At 67.1% G+C, this 22168-nt stretch carries 18 protein-coding genes; 7 read left to right on the forward strand and 11 right to left on the reverse strand.

What is annotated here, in order from left to right:
• Nucleotides 1–249: 249 nt before the first annotated feature.
• The 3 genes from FPV16_RS01100 to FPV16_RS01110 all read left to right on the forward strand — a co-directional run bounded on the left by FPV16_RS01100 (nucleotide 250) and on the right by FPV16_RS01110 (nucleotide 5135).
• Nucleotides 250–2034 carry a heparinase II/III family protein gene (locus FPV16_RS01100; RefSeq protein ID WP_227435458.1) on the forward strand — a complete coding sequence of 595 codons (1785 nt, stop codon included), beginning with the start codon at nucleotides 250–252 and terminating at the stop codon, nucleotides 2032–2034.
• 74 nt (nucleotides 2035–2108) lie between these two features.
• Nucleotides 2109–3707: a bifunctional phosphoribosylaminoimidazolecarboxamide formyltransferase/IMP cyclohydrolase gene (purH, locus tag FPV16_RS01105; RefSeq protein WP_227435460.1), complete on the forward strand. Its 1599-nt coding sequence runs from the start codon at nucleotides 2109–2111 to the stop codon at nucleotides 3705–3707.
• A 57-nt stretch (nucleotides 3708–3764) separates the two neighbouring features.
• On the forward strand, nucleotides 3765–5135 hold the full coding sequence (locus FPV16_RS01110; RefSeq protein WP_227435462.1) for a DUF2252 domain-containing protein: 1371 nt from the start codon (nucleotides 3765–3767) through the stop codon (nucleotides 5133–5135).
• A gap of 145 nt (nucleotides 5136–5280) precedes the next feature.
• Here FPV16_RS01110 and FPV16_RS01115 read toward each other — a convergent pair whose 3' ends face one another.
• From FPV16_RS01115 to FPV16_RS01145, 7 genes are all read right to left on the reverse strand, one after another.
• Nucleotides 5281–7020 (reverse strand): MFS transporter, encoded by a 1740-nt coding sequence (locus tag FPV16_RS01115; protein ID WP_227435463.1) that lies wholly within the window; start codon nucleotides 7018–7020, stop codon nucleotides 5281–5283.
• 382 nt (nucleotides 7021–7402) lie between these two features.
• The gene (locus tag FPV16_RS01120) at nucleotides 7403–9097 is read right to left on the reverse strand and encodes a cation acetate symporter (RefSeq protein WP_227435464.1); all 1695 of its coding nucleotides are present in this window, start codon (nucleotides 9095–9097) and stop codon (nucleotides 7403–7405) included.
• Nucleotides 9094–9402 carry a DUF485 domain-containing protein gene (locus FPV16_RS01125; RefSeq protein ID WP_227435466.1) on the reverse strand — a complete coding sequence of 103 codons (309 nt, stop codon included), beginning with the start codon at nucleotides 9400–9402 and terminating at the stop codon, nucleotides 9094–9096. Before FPV16_RS01125 ends, FPV16_RS01120 begins: the two co-directional genes overlap by 4 nt.
• A 246-nt stretch (nucleotides 9403–9648) precedes the next feature.
• Nucleotides 9649–11598 carry an acetate--CoA ligase gene (gene acs / locus FPV16_RS01130; protein WP_227435469.1) on the reverse strand — a complete coding sequence of 650 codons (1950 nt, stop codon included), beginning with the start codon at nucleotides 11596–11598 and terminating at the stop codon, nucleotides 9649–9651.
• Nucleotides 11599–11767: 169 nt separating this feature from the next.
• Nucleotides 11768–12028 (reverse strand): hypothetical protein, encoded by a 261-nt coding sequence (locus FPV16_RS01135; protein ID WP_227435471.1) that lies wholly within the window; start codon nucleotides 12026–12028, stop codon nucleotides 11768–11770.
• A gap of 123 nt (nucleotides 12029–12151) precedes the next feature.
• Nucleotides 12152–13468, reverse strand: a complete 1317-nt coding sequence (locus FPV16_RS01140; protein ID WP_227435473.1) for an ABC transporter substrate-binding protein — start codon at nucleotides 13466–13468, stop codon at nucleotides 12152–12154.
• Between the two features lie 120 nt (nucleotides 13469–13588).
• The gene (locus FPV16_RS01145) at nucleotides 13589–16510 is read right to left on the reverse strand and encodes an ATP-binding protein (protein WP_227435475.1); all 2922 of its coding nucleotides are present in this window, start codon (nucleotides 16508–16510) and stop codon (nucleotides 13589–13591) included.
• 202 nt (nucleotides 16511–16712) lie between these two features.
• On the opposite strand from FPV16_RS01145, the gene FPV16_RS01150 reads away from it, so the two are divergent.
• From FPV16_RS01150 to FPV16_RS01165, 4 genes are all read left to right on the forward strand, one after another.
• Complete coding sequence (locus tag FPV16_RS01150; protein WP_227435476.1) at nucleotides 16713–17201, forward strand: phasin; 489 nt, start codon at nucleotides 16713–16715, stop codon at nucleotides 17199–17201.
• A 268-nt stretch (nucleotides 17202–17469) separates the two neighbouring features.
• Nucleotides 17470–17730 (forward strand): DUF2798 domain-containing protein, encoded by a 261-nt coding sequence (locus tag FPV16_RS01155; RefSeq protein ID WP_227435478.1) that lies wholly within the window; start codon nucleotides 17470–17472, stop codon nucleotides 17728–17730.
• Nucleotides 17731–17950: 220 nt separating this feature from the next.
• On the forward strand, nucleotides 17951–18118 hold the full coding sequence (locus FPV16_RS01160) for a hypothetical protein (protein WP_227435480.1): 168 nt from the start codon (nucleotides 17951–17953) through the stop codon (nucleotides 18116–18118).
• Nucleotides 18119–18259: 141 nt separating this feature from the next.
• Nucleotides 18260–18592 carry a hypothetical protein gene (locus FPV16_RS01165; RefSeq protein ID WP_227435482.1) on the forward strand — a complete coding sequence of 111 codons (333 nt, stop codon included), beginning with the start codon at nucleotides 18260–18262 and terminating at the stop codon, nucleotides 18590–18592.
• A gap of 73 nt (nucleotides 18593–18665) precedes the next feature.
• On the opposite strand, the gene FPV16_RS01170 is transcribed toward FPV16_RS01165, so the two are convergent.
• The 4 genes from FPV16_RS01170 to FPV16_RS01185 all read right to left on the reverse strand — a co-directional run bounded on the left by FPV16_RS01170 (nucleotide 18666) and on the right by FPV16_RS01185 (nucleotide 22063).
• Nucleotides 18666–19319: a L,D-transpeptidase gene (locus tag FPV16_RS01170; RefSeq protein WP_227435484.1), complete on the reverse strand. Its 654-nt coding sequence runs from the start codon at nucleotides 19317–19319 to the stop codon at nucleotides 18666–18668.
• Between the two features lie 110 nt (nucleotides 19320–19429).
• A complete protein-coding gene (locus tag FPV16_RS01175) occupies nucleotides 19430–20236 on the reverse strand; it encodes a transglutaminase-like domain-containing protein (RefSeq protein WP_227435486.1) in 807 nt (268 codons plus the stop codon).
• A 72-nt stretch (nucleotides 20237–20308) separates the two neighbouring features.
• Entirely contained in the window at nucleotides 20309–21229 is a 921-nt protein-coding gene (locus FPV16_RS01180; protein WP_227435488.1) for a transglutaminase family protein, read from the reverse strand.
• 222 nt (nucleotides 21230–21451) lie between these two features.
• Nucleotides 21452–22063: a response regulator gene (locus FPV16_RS01185; RefSeq protein WP_227435552.1), complete on the reverse strand. Its 612-nt coding sequence runs from the start codon at nucleotides 22061–22063 to the stop codon at nucleotides 21452–21454.
• Nucleotides 22064–22168: the final 105 nt, after the last annotated feature.

Below are 22168 nucleotides of genomic sequence, written 5' to 3' on the forward strand. Positions count from 1 at the left end.
CCTGTGCAGCATTCAACCGTTCCGGCCGAGTTCGCCAAAAAATACAGTTTGGTGGGCCGGGGCGGCACACCGCCTTTCCCCCTCGCGCGGCACCACTCCGGAGGGATAAATTCCCGCGGAGGGAGCATGAGGCGGTGCGACGAGTATCGGCATCCTTAATTGTTGGTTAATAGGCACGGCTTAGCTTCCCGATGGGACGACATCCGGCACAATGGCCATCCGGGTCGCGGTGCTGGAGGAAAGGCGTGCGTGGGTTGGGGGGCTGATCGTTGGCGGTTCTATCGGCTCGTCGGGCGTGAGATCGCGCGCTCGGCGCGGGGCATCTCGGCACGCTTGACCGCGAGCCCGGACCTGCTGGCGCGCGCCCGTGTCAGCGCCCTGGTGATCGCCCCGCACGATCTGCGCACCAGCGATGCCACCTTCGCCGACGATATCTATGCCGGCCTGTTCGTGTTCGCCGGGCGCTCGCTTTCGGTCAGCGGCCGGTCGCCCTTCGATTACGCGCCGCCCTCGCCGGAATGGGCGGATGCGTTTTACGGCTTCGGCTGGCTGCGCCATCTGCGCGCCGCCGACACGGCGCTGGCCCGGGCCAATGCCCGTGCCTTCGTGGCGGATTTCATCGCCGGCCGTGGCGACGAGGCCCTGGCCGCGCCCGTGCCCGTGGCGGCACGGCGGCTGATCTCCTTCCTGAGCCAGTCGCCGCTGGTTCTGGAGGGGGCGGACCACGCCTTCTACCAGGCCTTCCTCAAGGCAGTCGGGCGCGGCGCCAGAGACCTCGAACGCTCCCTGCGCCGGGGCCTGCCGCCGCAATCGCGGCTCCTGGCGGTGGTGGCCCTGTGCTATGCCGGCCTGTGCTGCGACGGCATCCAGCCGATCCTGCGCCGGGCCACCCGCATCCTGTCGCGGGAGCTCGACCGGCAGATCATGGCGGATGGCGGCCATCGCAGCCGCGACCCGCGCTTCGCCATGGAGCTCCTCCTCGATCTCCTGCCCCTGCGCCAGAGCTTCCTCAGCCGCAGCCTCGATCCGCCGGTGGCCCTGCTCCATGGCATCGACCGCATGCTGCCGCTGCTGCGGCTCCTGCGCCACGGCGATGCGTCCCTGAGCCATTTCAACGGGATGGGCGCCACGGCGGCGGACCACCTCGCCACCCTGCTGGTCTATGACGGCGCCCTGGCGCAGCCGATGATGCACGCGCCGAATTCCGGCTACGAGCGGCTGGAGAGCGGCCGCGTCGTCGTGGTCGCCGATGTGGGTGCACCGCCGCCGCTGCCCTTCTCGACGAATGCCGGGGCCGGCTGCCTCTCCTTCGAGATGTCGAGCGGCCCCCAGCGGGTGGTGATCAATTGCGGCCTGCCGGCGAGCGGCCCGGAATTGCGGCGCCTCGCCCGCAGCACCGCCGCCCATTCCACCGCGACGGTGGGGGATTCCTCGTCCTGCCGCTTCCTCGGCGCCAGCGAGGGATTGGGCAGCCGCTGGGCGTCGGACTGGCTCATCGGGCGGATCGGCCCCGTGCTGGTGCGCGGCCCGCGCGCGGTCAAATCCGAGCGGACGAGCGATAACGGCGCGCTGATCCTCGCCGGCCGCCATGACGGCTATGCCGCCGAATTCGGGATCGTCCATGAGCGACGCTGGTGCCTCCTCCCCGACGGGGCCGGGCTCGAAGGCGAGGATGCCTTCGTGCCCGTCGCCCACAAGGGCAACCGCATCCGGCTGCGTCCGCCGGAGGCGGCGATCCGATTCCATCTGCATCCCGCCATCGCCGCCAATGCAGCCGAGGGCGGAGGAATCGATCTGGCCTCGCCGTTGGGGGAGGTCTGGCGGTTCGAGGCCGACGGCGCCGCTCTGGCGCTGGAGGAGAGCGTGTATTTCGCGGGGCTGACGGGGGCCCGGCGCACCGACCAGATCGTCCTCTACGTCACGGCCGGGGAGGGTACCCGGGTGCGCTGGCGCTTCCTTCACCTCGCACAGGCGCCGGGGCGGAACGACCCTGCCCGGCTCGAGGCTCCGGTGGCCGATGAGGCGGCGCGGTAGCCGATAGGGCGCCATCTGTGGTACCCGCCGCGCTTCAAGGGCAGGATCTGCCCTGTGCCGGACGGTTCTCGACGATGTCGCATGATCAGGCGCGGGTTGCCCGCGCACTCCTTTCCGTCTCCGACAAGACGGGCCTCGTGGATTTCGCCCGCGCGCTGTCCGAGCGCGGCGTCGCCCTGGTCTCCACCGGCGGCACGCACCGGGCCTTGAGCGAGGCGGGACTGCCGGTCACGGAAGTCGCCGAGATCACCGGCTTTCCCGAGATGATGGATGGGCGGGTCAAGACCCTGCACCCGGCGGTGCATGGCGGCCTCCTCGCGGTGCGCGACGATCCCGAGCATCAGGCGGCGCTGGCCGCCCACGGTATCGGCGCCATCGACCTCCTCGTGGTCAATCTCTATCCGTTCGAGGCGACCATCGCGAAACCCTGCGCCTATGACGACGCGGTGGAGAACATCGATGTCGGCGGCCCGGCGATGATCCGCGCGGCGGCCAAGAACTATGCCGACGTGGCGGTGGTGGTGGATGTGGCCGATTACGGCGCCGTCCTCTCGGAGCTCGAAGCCGGCAACGGCACGCTGGGTGCAGCGACCCGCAGGCGGCTGGCGCAGAAGGCCTTCGCCCGCACCGCCTCCTACGATTCCGCCATCGCCGCCTGGCTCGCCGACCATGTGGAGATGGAGGAGGCCCCCGCCTTCCGTGCTTTCGGTGGCACCCTCGCCCAATCCCTGCGCTACGGCGAGAACCCGCATCAATCGGCGGCCTTCTATCGGACGCCCGGCCTCGTTCGGCCCGGTGTGGCGAGCGCCCGCCAGCTCCAGGGCAAGGAGCTGTCCTTCAACAACCTCAACGACACCGACGCGGCCTACGAATGCGTCGCCGAGTTCGACCCGGTCCGCGCCGCCGCGGTGGCGATCATCAAGCACGCCAACCCGTGCGGCGTCGCCGAAGGCGAGACCCTGGCAGAGGCCTACGAGCGGGCGCTCGCCTGCGACCCGACCTCGGCCTTCGGCGGCATCGTCGCCCTCAACCGCACGCTGGATGCCGAATCGGCCGCACGCATCGTCGAGATCTTCACCGAGGTGATCATTGCGCCGGACGCCACCGAGGAGGCGATCGCTCTCGTGGCGGCCAAGAAGAACCTGCGCCTCCTCCTCGCGGGCGGCCTGCCCGATCCGCGCGCCAAGGGCTTTGCCATGCGCAACCTCGCTGGCGGCATCCTGGTTCAGGGCCGCGACGCGGCCGTGGTCGACGACATGACGCTGAATGTGGTGACGAAGCGCGAGCCCACGGCGCAGGAATATGCCGACCTGCGCTTCGCGTACCGTGTCGCCAAGCACGTCAAGTCGAATGCCATCGTCTACGCCCGGAACGGAGCCACCGTGGGCATCGGCGCTGGGCAGATGTCGCGGGTGGATTCCTCGCGTATCGCCGCCTGGAAAGCGGCGGAGGGCGCAAAACGAATCGGGGCGGCGGAAAGCCTCGCCAAGGGCTCGGTGGTGGCCTCGGACGCGTTCTTCCCCTTCGCCGACGGCCTGATCGCGGCGGCGGAGGCCGGCGCGACGGCGGTGATTCAGCCCGGCGGCTCGATGCGCGACGCCGACGTGATCAAGGCCGCCGACGAAGCCGGGCTCGCCATGGTGTTTACAGGGCATCGCCACTTCCGGCACTGATGCCGCGCGGTGTGCGGCGAACGGCCTGCGCGCATCGCCCTGTCGAGGCTATCTTCCATGACCAACACCTACCTCTCCTCCAATCGCGCGGAGCGCCGGGCGGCCGGCAAGCGCCTGCGCGATGCGGTCCCCCGGGAATCTCATGCCGATTGGTATCCGGCCGACGACCGCGATCCGCTGGCTGTCTTGCGAGCGAACGATGCCGGCCGGCTGCTCGAACTGATTCCCCTGCGCCACGAGCGGATGCGGGCCAGTCCCTTCGCCTTCCTGCGCGGGGCCGCCGCCGTGATGGCCTCCGATCTCGTCGGCGTTCCGGTTCCGGGCATCCCGGTCCAGGCCTGCGGCGATTGCCATATCGGCAATTTCGGCGTGTATCGCAGCGGCGAGGGCCAGACCCTGTTCGACATCAACGATTTCGACGAGACGCTCTGGAACGTCGATTTCACCGTGGACGTGAAGCGCCTCGCTGCCAGCGTCGCCGTCGCCGCCTTCGCCCAGGGCGAGGACAAGGCGTATCGTGCGGCACGGGCGTGCGTCTGCGCCTATCGCGAGCACATCCGCGAGTTGTCCTATCTCTCGCCGCTGGCCATTTGGCACAGCCGCATCGACCTCAATGAAGAGATCGGCCGCCTCGGCGACGGAGATCTGTGCCGGCGCCTCCTGTCCGACGCGGCCTCCGAGACCGCCGACGGTCTGAGCCATGGCGACGCTCCGGACCTCGACCCGGCGACCGTCCATGCGGACCCGGCCCTGTGGCGCATCGCCGACAAGGCGCCGACGATCTTCCACGAAGGGTCGAACGGGCTGACCGAGGCGGTGCAGGAAGCGGCCGCCGCGCTGCTCGCCTATCCGCAGAGCCTCCAGGCCGACCGCAACCTGCTGACCCTGCGCTACATGCAGCGCGACGTCGCCTTCAAGGTGGTCGGCATCGGCTCGGTGGGCACGGTCTGCGCCGTGGGGCTCTATTCCGACGCGGATGGCGCGCCGCTGTTCCTGCAGATCAAGGAAGCCCGGCCTTCGGTCCTGGGTCAGCTCGCCCTCAGCCCGTTCTTCCTCGCATCCGAGGGCCAGCGCGTGATCGACGGCCAGCGCATCATGCAGGCCGCCAGCGACATGTTCCTCGGTACCGCCCATTCCGAGGTGAGTGGGCGCTCCTATTACGTGCGCCAGCTCAAGAACAAGAAGCTCTCGGCCGTCGCCGAGATCCTCGCCGAGAGCGGCCCCAAAGCCTATGCCCGTCTCTGCGGCACCACGCTTGCCCGCGCCCATGCCCGGTCGGGAGACGCGGCGATGATCGCCGGCTATCTCGGCAAGGGCGACGCCTTCGACGAGGCGGTGGCCGAGTTCGCCATGCGCTACGCCTGGCAGACGATGGCCGATCATCACGCCCTGCAGGCGGAACATGCGGAGACCGCCGAGCCTGCATGACGGCAGACGAATTCCGCAACGCGCGGACGATACGAGAAAGGGCCCCGGAGCGATCCGGGGCCCTTTTTCGTATCGTCATATCGACGGCGTCACAGCAAGCGCCGGACCGAGGCCGAGGACCCGGTCCGGCGTCCCGATTCGAGGACTATCGCGCCGGGCGGTCGTCCCAGGTGAAGATGTCCCTGTCCTTGGTCTCGGGGATGAACAGGGCACCGATGACGGCCGTCGCGAGGGCGATGACGATCGGGTACCAGAGGCCGAAATAGATGTCGCCGGTCTGGGCCACCATGGCGAAGGCGGTGGCCGGCAGCAGGCCGCCGAACCAGCCGTTGCCGATATGGTAGGGCAGCGACATCGAAGTGTAGCGGATACGCGTCGGGAACAGTTCGACGAGGGCCGCCGCGATCGGGCCGTAGACCATCGTCACGTAGAGGACGAGGATCGTCAGGATACCGATGATCGTCAGCTTCTGGACCGAGAAGATGTCGATCATCTTGGCGAAGTTCGACAGGCCGTCCTTCGGTTCGATGGCGATCTTCACGATGCTCGGGTTGGTGGCGGTGGGGTAGCCGGAGGCGGTGAGGGCCGCGCCGACCTCCTTGGCGAAGGTCGGATCGGCGGCGGCGAACTCCTTGCCGGCGACGGTGACGGTGGCCTTGGTGCCGGGAGCGGCCGGCTCGGTGGTGTAGTTCACGGCCGAGCGCGCGAGCAGCGCCTTGGCGATGTCGCAGGAATTGGTGAACTTGGCCGTTCCCACAGGATTGAACTGGAACGAGCAATCCGCCGGATCGGCCTTGACCACCACCTGCGTGCTCTGCTGGGCCGCGTGCAGGGCCGGGTTGGCGGCCGCGGTCAACGCCTTGAACAGCGGGAAGAAGGTCAGTGCCGCGATCACGCAACCGCCGAGGATGATCGGCTTGCGGCCGATCTTGTCGGAGAGCGCGCCGAAGAACAGGAACCCGCCGGTGCCGAGGATGAGCGACCAGGCAATGAGTACGTTGGCCGTGAACTGATCGACCTTCAGGATCGTCTGCAGGAAGAACAGCGCGTAGAACTGGCCGGTGTACCAGACCACGGCCTGGCCGGCGGTGAGGCCGAGAAGCGCGAGGAGCGCCCATTTGGCGTTGCGCCACTGGCCGAACGCCTCGGAGAGCGGCGCCTTCGAGCCGGTGCCCTCGTCCTTCATCTTCTTGAAGGCCGGGCTCTCCTGCATCTGCAGACGGATCCAGACCGAGACGCCGAGCAGCACGATCGAAACCAGGAACGGAATGCGCCAGCCCCAGGCGGCGAAGGGCGTGATCGTCCCGGCCGAACCATCGGCGAGGGTGGTGGCGACGGGTGCATAGTTCGCGTTGACGTAGATCTGGGTGAACAGGATCACCATCAGCGACAGCAGGAGACCGAGGGTCGCCGTGGTCTGGATGAAGGCGGTGTAGAAGCCGCGACGGCCGGGAGGAGCGTGCTCGGCCACATAGACCGCCGCGCCGCCGTACTCACCGCCGAGCGCGAGGCCCTGGAGCATGCGCAACGCCAGCAGCGCCACGGGCGCGACCCAGCCGACGCCGTACTCGTTCATCGTGGCATAGGAGGGCAGCAGGCCGACGACGAAGGTCGAGATGCCCATGATCAGGATGGTCACGAGAAAGGTATACTTGCGGCCCACTAGGTCGCCGAGACGTCCGAACACCAGCGCACCGAAGGGGCGGACCAGAAAGCCGGCGGCGAAGGCCATCAGGGCGAAGATGTTGCGCGTCGCTTCCGGATAGGCTGAGAAGAACTGCGCACCGATGATCGCGGCAAGCGATCCGTAGAGATAGAAATCATACCACTCGAACACAGTGCCGAGCGAGGAGGCCAGGATGACCTTCTTCTCGCCGGCACTCATGGGCCGCGCGGCTTCCTTTGGTAACGGGACCGCTGACGTTGCAGACATGGGGGTTCCTCCGGATTTTTTACTTCCAGGCTTTTGCAGGCCTGGCTTTCATCACTTTCCAGACCCGGCTTCTGCGTCGGCGTTCGCAGTCGGCCAAGTCCTGGTGCGCATTCGTCTTGCCGCTCACGAAAATGAGAGCACACGACGCTACCCCACGCCATGATTTCGCCCAAGAGTGAAAACGCGGCAGAGGGGCTGGATACTCACGTTTTTGTGTGCGGGCGTCGCTTTTTCGCCCGCAGCAGGCTTCCTCGCGGCACCCGGTACTTCGAACGAGAAAGGGCGCGGCTCGCGCCGCGCCCTCTCAAGGTCCGAAGACTGGTTTTGATATCGTTCAGTGAGCGTGGGCGCCGGACGCGCCGATCCCGGTCTCGGAGCGCACGAACTGCTGGTCGAACAAGGCGCGCTCGCGCTTGGCCCGGGCCGTGTTGTCGAGCTTCGACACGACGTAGATCGTGAGGAAGGCGAGCGGCATCGAGAACAGGGCCGGGTTGTCGTAGGGGAAGATCGCCACCGGATTGCCGAAGGTCGTCACCCACACCGCCTTCGACAGGATCACCATGCCGACCGCCGCGAAGAGGCCGACGAAGCCGCCGATGAGGGCGCCCCAGGTGGTCGTGCCCCGCCACAGGATCGACATGGTGAGGATCGGGAAGTTGCAGCTCGCCGCCACAGAGAAGGCGAGGCCCACCATGAAGGCGACGTTCTGGTTCTCGAAGACGTAGCCGAGATAGATCGCCACGATGCCGATGACGACCGCTGAGAGCTTCGAGAGCCGGACCTCGGAGGCCTCGTTGGTGCGCCCGCGGGCGATGACGCTGGCGTAGAGGTCGTGGCTCACGGCCGATGCGCCCGCGAGGGTCAGGCCGGCCACCACCGCGAGGATGGTGGCGAAGGCCACCGCCGAGATGAAGCCGAGGAAGTACGGTCCGCCCACGGCATTGGCGAGGTTCACCGCGACCATGTTGGTGCCGCCGACCATGCCCTTGAGCTTGTCGAAGGCGCCGGCCGGATCGAGCTTGAAATAGGCCGGGTCGGACATCAGCAGGGCGATGCCGCCGAAGCCGATGATGAAGGTGAGGATGTAGAAGTAGCCGATCAGGCCGGTGGCGTAGAACACCGACTTGCGGGCGGCCTGGGCGTCGGAGACCGTGAAGAACCGCATCAGGATGTGCGGCAGGCCGGCGGTGCCGAACATCAGGCCGACGCCGAGGGAAATCGCCTCGATCGGGTTCGAGACGAGGCCGCCCGGTGCCATGATGGCGTCGCCCTTCGGGTGCGTGGCGACGGCGGCCGAGAACAGGGCCTCGGGATTGAAGCCGTATTTGTAGAGGACCGCGCCGGCCATGAAGGTGGCGCCGCCCAGCAGCAGGCAGGCCTTGATGACCTGGACCCAGGTGGTCGCCTTCATGCCGCCGAAGGCGACGTAGACGATCATCAGCACGCCGACGATGACCACGGCGTAGAGGTACTCGAGCCCGAACAGGAGCTGGATCAGCTTACCCGCGCCCACCATCTGGGCGATCAGGTAGAACGCCACCACGACGAGGGTACCCACCGCCGAGATGATGCGGATCGAGGTCTGGTCGAGGCGGAAGGAGGCCACGTCGGCGAAGGTGAACTTGCCAAGGTTGCGCAGGCGCTCGGCGATCAGGAACAGCACGATCGGCCAGCCCACGAGGAAGCCGGTGGAGTAGATCAGTCCGTCGAAACCGGAGGTGTAGACGAGGCCAGAAATGCCGAGGAACGAGGCGGCCGACATGTAGTCGCCGGCAATCGCCAGCGAGTTGGTGCCGGCCGAGATGCCGCCGCCGGCGGCATAGAAGTCCGAGGCCGATTTGGTGCCCTTGGCCGCCTTGTAGGTGATGCCGAGGGTGAAGAGCACGAAGAACGCGAACATGCCGATGGCCGGCCAGTTCGTTTGGGCTTTCGTGACGGCGCCGATATCCGGGCCGGCCGCATAGGCGGCTCCCGCCAGAATGACCGCGAGGGTGGAGCCGAGGGCGATCGGGTGCGCTGAGCGGATCATCGGCCGAGGTCCCGCTTGAGCGCGGCGGTCAGTTCGTCGAAACGGCCGTTGGCGCGCTGGACGTAGATGCCGGTGAGAATGAAGGCGAAGATGATCACGGCGACGCCGAGGATCAGGCCAAGGGAGGTGGTGGCGCTCCCGATCTTCAAGGCGAGCAGGGACTTGTCGAAGGCGATGAGGCCGATGAAGCCGAAATAAACCAGCAGCATCAGGATGGTCAGCGTCCAGCCGAAGCGGGTGCGTTCGTGCACGAGCTCCTTGAACCGCGGGTTCTGCGCAATCCGCGCAGTCTCGATATCGGACATGGCGTTACTTTCCCTGAAGCGTCGACCCTTCTGAACGGGGTCTCGGTCTCGACGAATACTGTAGAGATGGAGGGGCGAGCGCGTTTAATGCTGCCGACCTTGTCTCGTGTCCCGAGGCGCGTCTGCGCAAGCGCCGCACGGTCACGATTTCGTCAGGGCGAGCGGCAGCGACGGCTCGGGATCCGGCCAGGACGCGACCGGCGCACCTCTCTCGAGATGCGCCGCTTCGTTGCGGGAGTTCGGCGATCAGGACGCGCGGTTCTGCCGGTTCTCGATCAGGTCGTCGACCACGGCCGGCTCGGCGAGCGTCGAGGTGTCGCCCAGCGATGAGAACTCGTCCTCGGCGATCTTGCGCAGGATGCGGCGCATGATCTTGCCGGAGCGGGTCTTGGGCAGGCCGGGGGCGAACTGGATCAGGTCCGGTGAGGCGATGGGGCCGATATCCTTGCGGACCCAGGCCACCAGCTCCTTGCGCAGCTCGTCCGAGCCGTCCTCGCCCTCCATCAGGGTGACGTAGGCGTAGATGCCCTGTCCCTTCATGGAATGCGGGTAGCCGACGACGGCCGCTTCCGACACCTTCGGATGGGCGACGAGGGAGGATTCGACCTCTGCCGTGCCCATGCGGTGGCCCGAGACGTTGATGACATCGTCGACGCGACCGGTGATCCAGTAATATGCGTCCGCGTCCCGACGGCAGCCGTCACCGGTGAAGTAGAGGTTCGGGTAGGTGGAGAAGTAAGTCTGCTCGAACCGCTCGTGGTCGCCGTAGACCGTGCGCATCTGGCCCGGCCAGGAGTCCTTGATGCAGAGGTTGCCCTCGCAGGGACCGTCGAGTTCCTTGCCCTCGGCATCGACGATCAGCGGCTGCACCCCAAAGAACGGGCGTGTGGCGGAGCCTGGCTTCAGCTTGGTGGCGCCGGGAAGCGGGGTGATGAGGATGCCGCCGGTCTCGGTCTGCCACCAGGTATCGACGATGGGGCAACGGCTGTCGCCGACCACGCGGTAGTACCAGTCCCAGGCTTCCGGGTTGATCGGCTCGCCCACCGAGCCAAGGACGCGGAGAGAGGCCCGCGAGGTCTTCTTCACCGGGCCCTCGCCGCCGCCCATGAGCGAGCGGATCGCCGTGGGGGCGGTGTAGAAGATGTTGACCTTGTGCTTGTCCACCACGTCCCAGAACCGCGAAGTCGACGGGTAGGTCGGGATGCCCTCGAACATCAGGGTCGTGGCGCCGTTGGCGAGCGGCCCGTAGACGATGTAGCTGTGGCCGGTGACCCAGCCCACATCGGCCGTGCACCAGTAGACCTCGCCCTCGCGGTAATCGAAGACGTATTGATGCGTCATCGAGGCATAGACGAGATAGCCGCCGGTGGTGTGGACCACGCCCTTGGGCTGGCCCGTGGAGCCGGAGGTGTAGAGGATGAAGAGCGGGTGCTCCGCTTCCACGGCCAGGGCCGGGCATTCGTCGGTGACCTGACCGGCGGCTTCGTCGTAATAGACGTCCCGGCCGGGTTCCATCGGAACGGCGCTGCCGGTGCGGCGTACGACGACCACATGGTCCACCGCATCCTTGCCGAGCCGCGCGATGGCGGCGTCGACATTGGCCTTCAGCGCGACCTTGCGCCCGCCGCGCAGACCCTCGTCGGCGGTGATGACGAGCTTGGAGGCGCAACCTTCGATGCGGCCGGCCAGGGAATCCGGCGAGAAGCCCCCGAAGACGATGGAATGGATCGCGCCGAGCCGGGCGCAGGCCAGCATGGCATAGGCGGCTTCCGGGATCATCGGCAGGTAGAGGGTGACGCGGTCACCCTTGCCGACGCCGCGGTTGCGCAACACGTTCGCCATCCGGCAGACTTCCGAATGAAGCTGGCGGTAGGTGATGTGCTTGGATTCGTTCGGGTCGTCGCCTTCCCAGATGATCGCCACCTGGTCGCCGCGGATGGCGAGGTGGCGGTCGATGCAATTATAGGCGACGTTGGTCTTGCCGTCCTCGAACCATTTGATCGAGACGTTGCCCGGAGCGAAGCTCGTGTTCTTCACGGTGGAGTACGGCGTCGACCAGTCGATCCGCTTGCCGTGCTCGTCCCAGAACGCGGTCGGATCGTCGACCGAGGCCTTGTACATCGCCTGATATCCGGCATCGTCCACATGCGCGCCGTCGATCCAGGCCGCGCGGACGTCGACCACCTTCTCGTCCATGACGTTTTCCCTGCTGGTGCCCGATCGTATCGCGAAAACCGCGCAGCCGGGACTTCCACCTTGTTCTTATGCGCAGGAGCAGATTTACCGCAAGCGCGAAGGGGCGTGATCCAACAGCGCCGGCACCCCCCAATTGGGGGAATACTCCTTGCCATCGGTGGCCTGCAGGTCAGTTGCAGCCGATACAGATCCCCTTAATCCCCGAACCTTCCGATTTGGGCCGCTTGCCTTTGTCGTCAGGCTTCACCGGCGTGTCGGGTGCGGCTGCGGCGCCGGGAGGCTTGGTGACGCCGGTGGGGGTGATGTTGCGGAAGGCGCCGGCCGAGTCGATGTTCTGCCCGGTCGTCGAAGTGCCGGCCGTCTGGGCCAGGACGCCGGTTGCTCCGGTCATGAAAAGGCCGGCAGCCAGAAGTCTCAGGGTTGTTCGCATCGCGCTTCTCCATGTGTTTGGCAGTGTTGCGGAAGAACGGATGGAGTGCGCCGGGGTTGCTTCCCGCCGCGAGGCGGCACCGGGAAAGACCGTGTCGGGGCGCGGATGCGAGCCCGCATCGTGTCAGGGAGGCGACCCGCAAGGCTCGGTGCGGGCCGGCAGCGTCGGGTTGACGATGCGGAAGTCGGCCACCACCGCATCGAGGCGGGCATCCACCAGATCGTTCATCTGCGCGACCCCCTCGGCCGCCCGGAGCCATTTGGCGCCGCCCCAGACCTGCACGAAGCCGGAAGGTCGGCCGCCGTGATCGCGGCAGGTGAAGGTGATCGAATGGGCGAAGCCCGCCAGTCCGAGCCCTTTCCAGCGGCTATCGTCGATCGAGAGGCCCTCGAAGGCGAGGCGCACGTCTTCACCACGCAAGGGCGCGCCGCGCCGTGCTCTCTGGGCCTCCGCGATGGCTTCGGCGGCGAGGACCGCGTTGTAGACGCCCCGGTTGTAATGGGTCTCGCCCGAACCGTCTTTCGGCGTCGAGGACAATCCACGATCGGCGACGAAGGTGTCGATGGCATCGAAGGCGGGGAAAGCATCGCCGAAAGCATGGCGGCTCACTTCCTTGAAGCCGCGGCTCGCCGACCCGGTGCGGCGGATGCCGTCCTGGTCGGGCCAGCGCAGGGCGATCATCCGGTCGGGCGGGACGTCGACCTTCAGGGCCTCTTCGACGGAAGCGCCGCTCCGCGCGCCTTGGCCCAGGAGGATGACATGGTCCGGGCGCGCGGCGGCGATGCGTGTCCACAGGGCGGCGTTGCCGGCCTCGGTCTCGTCATCGGCGAAGAGCGGCGTCGAAAACCCGTAGCGGGCGCCGAGTTCCTGCAGGATGGCGAGGGCGGACGGGTCGGCGCCCGCATGGCTGTAGACGAGGCCGATGGAGAGGCCCTGCAGTTCGGACAGGCCGCCCAGCCGGTCGGCGAGATACCGGATCGCGATGGTGATGCCGCCGAGTACGGTGGCGGAGGGGTTGAACACCCATGGCAGCAGGTCGCCGCGCGTTCCGGCCGGGAAGCCGTCGGCGAGGGACAGGAGCGGGATCCGGTCACGCGCGGCCGGTGCCAGCAGATCCTGGGTGATGCCCCGGTCCGGTGTCGTGATCAGGACCGTTCCGGCCGCCCGCGCGGCGGCGTAGCAGGCGCGGGCGCGTTCGACCTCCGATGCAACCTCGCACTCCTCCAGCTGCAACGGTACGCCGCCGATCCCGCCGTCGCGCTGGTTCAGCATCTCCAGGTAATCGTGAACGCCATTGGCGACCCGCGCGCCGATGGCGGCGCCGGGGCCCGTGCGGTTGGTGAGGAGGGTCATGCGGACGGGCTCGGCGGCTCCGGCCGGCAGACAGAACGCCAGGATCAGGGCCGTCATGGCCGTCGGAGGCGAGAGGCGTCGCGTCATGGAGAGTGCATCGGGCCCGGTCCTCCGCAGGCCGCGCGTCGCAGGAGCGACGCACGCCACATGGCCGGGCGATGATGGCAGATGCCCGGCTCTGCGACGAGCCCGCGCCAGCAGCGGCGCTCAGGCCGTCCTGACCGCCGCCTGGGGCGGGAACAGCATTTCCACCAGGGTGCCCTCGTCCTTCCGGCTCTCGATGCGGAAGCTTCCGTGATTGGCCTCCACCAGGGCCTTGGTGAGCGGCAGGCCGAGGCCGGTGCCGGTGCTTCGCCCATCCGCCCGCCCCCTGTGCGAGGCCGCCACGGCGACCTGCCGGAACGGTTCGAGGGCGGTCTCGACCTCGTCGGGGCTCATCCCGATGCCGGTGTCGCGCACCCGGAGGGCGATCTCGCCCCGATCCGCCAGGGTGGTGGAGACGATGACCTGACCGCCGGCCTCGGTGAAGGCGATGGCGTTGGCGATGATGTTGAGGGCGGCCTGCCGCAACGAGCGCTCGTCGGCGACCAGGGGAGGCAGGTCGTGCGAGAAGCTCGTGCGCAAGACGATCCGGTCGCGCATTGCCTGCGGCTGCAGCATCGCCACGCAATGGGTGACGACATCGTTGAGGGGCACTTCCTCGAAGGACAGGTCGAGGCGCCCGGCCTCGATCTTGGCGAGGTCGAGCAGGTCGTTGACGAGGCTGAGGACGTGGGTGCCCGAGGCATGGATGTCGCCGAGGTAGTCGCGGTAGCGCTCATGGCCGATGGGGCCGAACGGTTCGGCCAGCATCATGTCGGCAAAGCCGAGGATGCCGTTCATCGGCGTGCGGATCTCGTGGCTGATCCGGGCGAGGAAATCCGACTTGCGCGCGCTGGCGTATTCCGCCGCGCGCCGGGCGTTCGACGATTCGGCCTCGACGCTTCTGGTGGCGCGCACGTCCCGGACGGTCATCACCATGCGGCCATCGTCCCGCCCAGCGAGAGGCGCCACGTGGATCAGCATCGGCAGCATGCCGGTGGCGGCCCGGGCGATGACATCCGGTGTCGGTTGCGACAGAGCCGTCTGTACCGGGCCGGCGATGCCATGGACGCTGGCGAGCACGGCCACGGCGCTCTCCGGCGCGAACAGGCTGAGAATGCCGGCGCCGACGACCTCGCGCGGGTCGAGACCGAACGTCGTCGCTGCGCTGCGGTTCAGCCCGATGATCCGGGCATTCCGGTCGAGGGTGACGACGCCGTCTTCCAAGCTGTCGAGCACGGCCTGCGCGTCGGCGGCGCGGGCTCCGGCGAAGGCGTCGGCGATCTGCAGCGCTGCGCGCTCGCGGGCCGGCTCCCCCGCCACCGCATCGCGGACGAGGAGCAGCTGGGCCGGCGCGCCGGCCCAGTCCAGTTCGGACGCCTGTATGTCGACGCTCAGGCGGTCTCCGGTCCTGGTGGTGAGGAGGGCGGGCGCCCCGTCCGCCGATCGCTCGTGAGGGACGAGCCCTCTAAACAGCCTGTCGAGGCCACCCGACGCGGTGAGTTCGGCCAGATCGGCGAACCCGGCCATGGTCAGCAGGCGGCGATTGGCGAACAGGACGCTGTCGTCGCGATAGACCATCACGCCGCCGGGCAAGCGTTCGAGCGTCGCCGCCACGGCGGCGTTCGGGCCTTCCGCCGCCGGTTCGGCATGGCGCGCCATCGCGGTGGGGAACGGGGTCACCGATCCACTGGCCGGGCGTTCGTCTCCCGTCGTGACCGGCTCATCGGATTCGGAATCGCCAGCAAAGCGCGCGCCCAGGGCACGGGCGATCTCGCGAAATGCCGCATGCTCGTGGCTGGACAGGTGAGGGTCCTGGAGCGTCGGCCAACCGCTCTCCCCATCGGGCGAAGGCTCGGCGGCGGACTCGGCCTGGTCCAACGGCGCATCGACTTCCGGAATGAGCGGCAGCGGGGCAGGGGGGACAGCCGCGTCCACCACCGCGCTCGCCTCGTTGGCCATGAGACCGGTCGAGGGTTCGGTGACGGGGGTGAGCACCACCGGCTCGGTTGCCGGCAGTCCGGAGGAAACGAACGACCCTGTCACCTCGGGTATCGCGCCGACGGGGGCCGTCGCCTCAGCGGTATCGGCAATGTCACTGACGTCGCCTTCCACCTCCGAGACGGGTCGGTCTCCCGGAGCCTGGTCGGGGGAAGCGTCCGCAACGTCCGGGCTCACGACGGCGTCCTGCGCCGAGGGAGACGGCGAGGGGCGGACCATGGCGAAGCCGTTGAATCCGGCGAACTCCTCGCCGGCGCGCCGGGTCGGCGTACCGGAAATGTCGAGGTCCATCGCGTCCGGCGCCCCGTCGGGCTGCAGAGTGACGGATATCGCACGAAAGGTGCGGCGCTGGGCGAGGGCGAGCAGGAGCCCCTCCGCATCGAGCAGCGTACGGGTCTGGGACAAGGCGGACCATGTTCTGCCGAGCATCGCCGGCTTGACCGACGTGGCGGCCGCGCCGGAAATGTCGGTGAGCCTGTCGTCGGCATCGCTGCGCCATACCAGACGGCCGGTCTGCACCGGCGGGGCGTTCTGCGGCGAAGGCAAGTCTTCTGCGGCCGGAATCAGACCCGCGACCGCTGACGCCTCGTCGGCCTGTGAGGGGGCGGGCTCCTCGACAGCCTTCTGCGGCGATGCGCGGTGGTTCGGCAATCGGTCCAGGAGCGCCACGATCAGGAGGTTGCGCCCCGGCTTGTCCTTCGTCCGCAACACCAGGCATGTCGTGGCCGCTCCGAGGCGGCGCGTCTCGAATCGCAGCTTCATCAACGTCGGTCGATCCAACGGCAGGCTGCGCGGGCGGACCTGATCGCTCAGACGAATCGCACCGTCGACCCGGCCGGATTCGTCGGTGCCGATCGCCTTGCCGAGGCCATCCGCCGCCGTCGAGGCCAGCAGGATCCGCTCCACTGTCCCGTCCAGCACGAGCCAAGCCGCGTCCGGGGCGCTCAGGCGAAGCCCGAACCGCGAATCACCACTCCATTGTCTGACGAGAACGCCAAGGTCCGGTTCGGTGCCGGAGGTGGGTTCTTCAGCCCTTTTTTCGAACATCCGTACCCGTTTCGCCTGGCATGTCGGTGATTCGCGCCCTTTTTTACCCGCAACGCGCCGCTGATATAGACACCAAGCGCTGCCGGTGCGCGTTTACCTTTTGTCATCCTTAATGCCATGCACGAGGGTGGCATAGGGCAGGCGATATGTTATTGTGCAGCGCACAACAAACGATCAACAAGCAAGTTCAGAGGAGACGGACATGAGCAACACCCCGAACTATGAAGTGCCTGCTGAGATGCGTGATTTTGCCGAGAAGAGCGTTGATCAGGCCCGCAAGGCCTTCGATTCTTTCATCGGTGCGGCTCGTCGCACCGCCGACACGGTCCAGGGCTCGGCCGACACGGCCCGCACCAGTGCGCATGACGTCTCCGCCCGCGGCTTCGAGTTCGCCGAGCAGAACGTGAATGCCGCCTTCGACCTCGCCCAGAAGCTGGTTCGCTCGCGCGACCTGCAGGAAGCCATGCAGCATCAGGCCGAGTTCGTCCGCAGCCAGTTCGCTGCGATCCAGGCCCAGGCCAAGGAGTTCGGCGGCCTGGCGCAGAGCGCCATGCAGCAGGGTGCCGAGAAGGCCAAGGCCGCTCTGCAGGAGACCGCCGAGAACACCCGCAAGGCGATGGAACAGGGTACCGAAGCCGCCCGCAAGGCCGGCGCCGATGCCGAGCAGGCCATTCGCAACGCCAATTCCTGATCCTGTCATGATAGGACGGATCTGATCCGTCCGACGCGAGAGGCCCGCCCCGCCCGCACGGTGAGGCGGGCCTTGCTGTTTGTCTGAAGATGGACCGGACGACCGTCCCGATATTCGGCTCTTGACGATCCCGGTTAGTCCGTCCTAGTCAAGTTTCGCCGCGCCAAGCGCGTGCCGTAAGCGTCTGACGTCAAGCAACGCATTTTCCGATCCGTCATCCGGTCGGTGTCAGTGTTGCCCCGGATTGCGGTCCAGACGTCGAGTTATCATGAACCACCTGCAATCGTTCCGCCTCCGCGGATGCCTGCCGCCGCGCAGCCAGGGGCTCCTCATGCCCCTGGTGCTCTCGGTGCTGATGACGCTCATCGTTTCGGCGATCGCCACCTACAAGACCCTCGCGCCCGGTGCGGCTTTCCTGGAGCATTGGCCGCCCGCCTGGGCTTTGTCGTGGGTGGTGGCGTTCCCGACGCTTCTCTTGGTCCTGCCCCTTGTCCGCCGGATCGTCGGGTTTCTGGTCAGGCCAGCCTGACACGTACCAGTCCTGCCCGGACTCGAGCCATGAAATGGCAGCAAGAACGATCCGGACAGAGGCAGGTTCTCAGGCCAGCCGGCACGACCTAAGAAGCTCCCGCATCGTTCCGGTAACCATGTCCGAGGCGGTGCAGGCGGTGTGGGGGGCTTGCTTGAGCACCTTACGTCACCAAAGCTCAGGATGTGCAGGCATCAGCGATCAGGAGGAGCGGGGATCGATGACGGTCAAGCCGGGTGATTACGTGGGGTCGGACGACAACGAGGCGACCATGACCGTCGTTGCGATCGAGGGTGACAGGGCCCTGTGCCGCTGGTTCGTGGATGGCGACGTCGACGGTGACGAGCAGGAAGCGTGGCTGCCGGTGGCTTCCCTCACGGTTCTTTGAACGGCGCGCAATCGCGGGTGCCGTCGTCCCGCTGGCGGCTCCAGCGAACGACGTGCGACGCGGCGCTTGCACCGCGAAGGCCGGTCTCATAACCCTGGCGCCCCGCCCGAATTTCGGGCTCGTCGAAGAGGGCGATCCTCCATGCGACCTGGTTTTTCGCGCTCCGCCCAGCGTTTCGGCCTGTTGGCCCTCATTCTGGCCGGTGCGCTTTCCGCTGGCGCCGCCAGCGCGCAATATTATGACGAAGGCTATGACCGTCCGCCGCCGCGCCGGGATTACTACGACGATCGTGGACCCCCGCCCCGCCGGGCCGTGGGTCTGAACTGCGATGCGGTCCAATCGGGCATTACCGGCCTGCAGCCCTATTCCTGTCCGCTGCCGGGGCCACGTCCGCTCGGCGCACGCTGTTTCTGCGACATGCCGATAGCGTCCTTCAGCTCACCTCAGACGGCGGTGGGGCGCGTCGTTCCGTAAGGAGCGAGCCGACAACGACCAACGCCGCGCCATCCTGCGATGACGCGGCGTTGTATCTTGAGCCGGATGTCATTCAGTTCAGGACGACGACCTTGGCGCCGACCTTCACGCGCTCGTAGAGATCGGTGACATCGTCGTTGGTCATCCGGATGCAGCCGGAGGAGACAGCCTGACCGATCGTGTCGGGCTCGTTGGAGCCGTGGATCCGGTACTCGGTATTGCCGATATACATGGCGCGGGCGCCAAGCGGGTTCTCCACGCCGCCGGCCATATAACGCGGCAGGTCGGGGCGACGGGCGATCATCGCAGCCGGGGGGGTCCACGACGGCCACTCACGCTTGGCGGTGACGGTCTTGGTGCCGGACCAGGTAAATCCCGGGCGGCCGACACCGACGCCGTAGCGAATGGCCTCGCCGTTCGGCAAAACGAAGTAGAGACGCCGCTCGGCGGTCGAGACGACGATTGTCCCCGGCTTATATGCGCCGTTGAAGCCGACGACCTCGCGCGGGATTGGCGCGACCTGGGCCTGCGGAGCGGCCTGAGCGCCTTGGCCGACGGTGCCCTGATAACCATAGGGATCGTAGGAGGGCTGAGCGTACTCGGTCTCGGGGTAGTAATCGTCGCCACCCGTTCCGAACGGGTCGTAGGAGGAGGCGGCGAGAACGGGGGTGGAAGCAAGGATGCAAGCACCCATGATGCCTGCAAAAGCGGTCGCCAACGTCTTCATGGTCGGATGCCTTGGCTGTACGGTAACCTTTGCTATACAAGCGTAAGCGTAGGCCCGCGGTTCCACCCCCCGATGCAGATTTCACGTCTCGTTAACGTGAGCTTCCAAAATCAGTACACCTCGTCGGTATGCACGTCGAAACGGGCGAGGTGCGAGTATCCGAAATTGGTGGTGATGGCGACGTCGGTGGCATCGCGACCCCGCGCCATGACGATGCGGCCGATGCGCGGCGTGTTGTGGCGCGCGTCGAACGTGTACCAGCGCCCATCGAGATAGACTTCGAACCAGGCCGAGAAATCCATCGGGTCGGGGACGGGCGGGATGCAGATATCGCCGAGATAGCCGGTGCAGTAGCGCGCGGGAATGTTCATGCAGCGGCAGAAGGCGACGGCCAGATGCGCGAAATCGCGGCACACGCCCTGCCGCTGCATGAAGCCGTCCCACGCGGTGCGCGTGGCGTCGGCCAGCATGTAGTCGAAACGGATGCGGTCATGGACATAGTCGCAGATGGCCTGGACCCGCGACCAGCCCGGCATCGTTCCGCCGAACAGCGACCAGGCGGTCTCCGAGAGCTTGTCGGTGTCGCAGTAGCGGCTGCCGAGGAGGTAGACCAGCACGTCGCTCGGAAGGTTCTGGACGTCGATCTGCTGTGCGTAGGGAGCGTATTCGTCCGGCATTCCCGTGTCATAGACAGTGAAATCGGCCGAGATGTCGAGACGCCCGACCGGCGTGACGATGCGGGTGCAGATGTTGTCGTAGACGTCCCGGTATTCCTGGAAGGGGATGGGCGGATTGAAGCTGATGACGTGCGGGGTCATCACATCCGGCATGCGTGATGGGTGCACGCTCAGTTCGAGGATCATGGGCGTCGGCTGAACCGATTCGAAGGCGATGTCGAACCCAGTTCTGATCTTCATCGTAATGGCCCCATATCTGCAAAGGTCTGGTCTGAACCCGGTCGCCGTCCGACGACAGGGGCGTGATCGTCTTCAACGCACGAGGATCGGATCCGGTGTGCGCTGCTCTATGGAACTCGGTTCGACTTCGTCGACCTCGACACTCACCGACATGCCGAGATCGTCCGCGGGAAACCCGAAGAAGGAGCCGTGCAACGGCACCGCCTGGCGCGGGTCGCGCGCGACGGCGACGCGGATGAGGTCGCGGTTGCCGACGATGCCGTTGGTGGGGTCGAACTCGATCCAGCCCGCGCCCGGCAGGTAGACCTGGACCCAGGCATGGGTCGAGCCGCCGCCCACATGGCGGTTGCGGTCCCCGCGCGGGTTGTAGAGGTAGCCGGAGACGAAGCGGGCGGCCATTCCGAGGGCACGCACGGCCTCGATCATCAGCACCGCGAAATCGCGGCAGCTTCCGCGCTTGAGGCGCAGGGTGGTGACCGGATCCTGAACGCCTTTTTCCGAGCGGGCGAGATAGGCGAAATTGCGCCGGACGTGGCGCGTCATCTCGGCCAGCAATTCCTGTGTACCGACGCGTCCGGCGGGCGGAACGAAGCTGCGCGCCCAGGCATCGACCTCGTTTTTCGGGTCGCGATGCTCGCGCTCGATGGAACGGCTGAGATCGGGCATGTCGTCGGCGCCGTACCCGAAGGGGTAGAAGGCCGCATGCGGCGCGATCGGGAATTCAGGCGCCAATTCAGGCGTGTGGTCGAGGGTGATCGAGCAATCGAAGACAAGGGACGAGGCCCGTCCCTGGAAGGTGGCCACCGCGACGCAATTGCCGAATACGTCGTGAAGCCAGCGCAGCGACGAGGGCTCCGGCGTGATCTTCAAGGTCGCGGCGAGCAGGCGCTGGTCGTAGCTGTCGCGAGGCCGGAACATGATGCGGTGCTCGCCCAGCCCCACGGGCTGGCGGTAACGGTACGTGGTGATGTGTCGGACGGTCAGTATCGGCACGTTCACGGGCTCCGCGGCACCGGTCGGTACCACTCTCTTGGATCGATGCAATGCAAGAGGTGCGCCCAACTCCAGGGCGGAGCATGATTCTACCCCCAACGCCTGCGCAGCATTGTCCTGGATATCATCGCCGGGGCAATGGTCGGCGAGCCCGCTCGACAGCAATGTTTTTCGATGAACGAGCGTACCGCTCCAGCCGAAAACCCGCGGGTGGAGCGAGGTTCAGAGCACGGCCGGTGGAGGATTGCTGGTGGCGTGCTCGGCCTCAACGAGAACGTCCTGCGGTCGCCAGGGTTTGGGGATGAACACCACTCTCTCCGGAAGCGTATCCGGTCGTGGGGCGCGCCGGCCAGAGGTGACGACCATCCGGGCCGTGGGCCACAGCATGGCCACGGCCCGCGCCAACTGCAGGCCGTCCATGACGCCGGAGAGCTGGATATCGGCGAAAACGAGGGCGACGTCGCCGCCCCGATCCCGCATCACCGCGAGCGCCTCTTCCGCCGAAGCGCAACCGATCGTGTCGAGTTCGGTCTCATCGAGAAGGGCGACCGCCAGACCTTGCGTCGACGCGTCGTCCTCCACCACCAGGGCGAGGCGACCGGACTTGCGAACCGGTGCCGAGAGGACGGGCTCCGGCTCGGTCGCCGCTTCCGGCGAAGGGACCTGACGAACGAGGGCCGCCAAGTTCTCGGGAATGCCCTCGGCGATCAGGTCGTCATAGAAGGACGCGAGCGCTTCGCCGATCTGATCCAGGGCGAGGCTGGGCGCGAGCGTATCGTGACCGGCGCGCTTGGCGGGAGCGGCCTTGAACGGTGTGGGGGACCGATCCTTCAACGGGCCTTTTGGATCGAGCACGTCATCCCTCCGACTTTCGTAATCCGCCTCCGCACCGAGATGTGCGACTGCAAGCTCAACGTCGGGAGTTCGGCGTCAGTTGCC

It is taken from the genome of Methylobacterium sp. W2, from assembly GCF_020662345.1.
GTDB lineage: Bacteria > Pseudomonadota > Alphaproteobacteria > Rhizobiales > Beijerinckiaceae > Methylobacterium.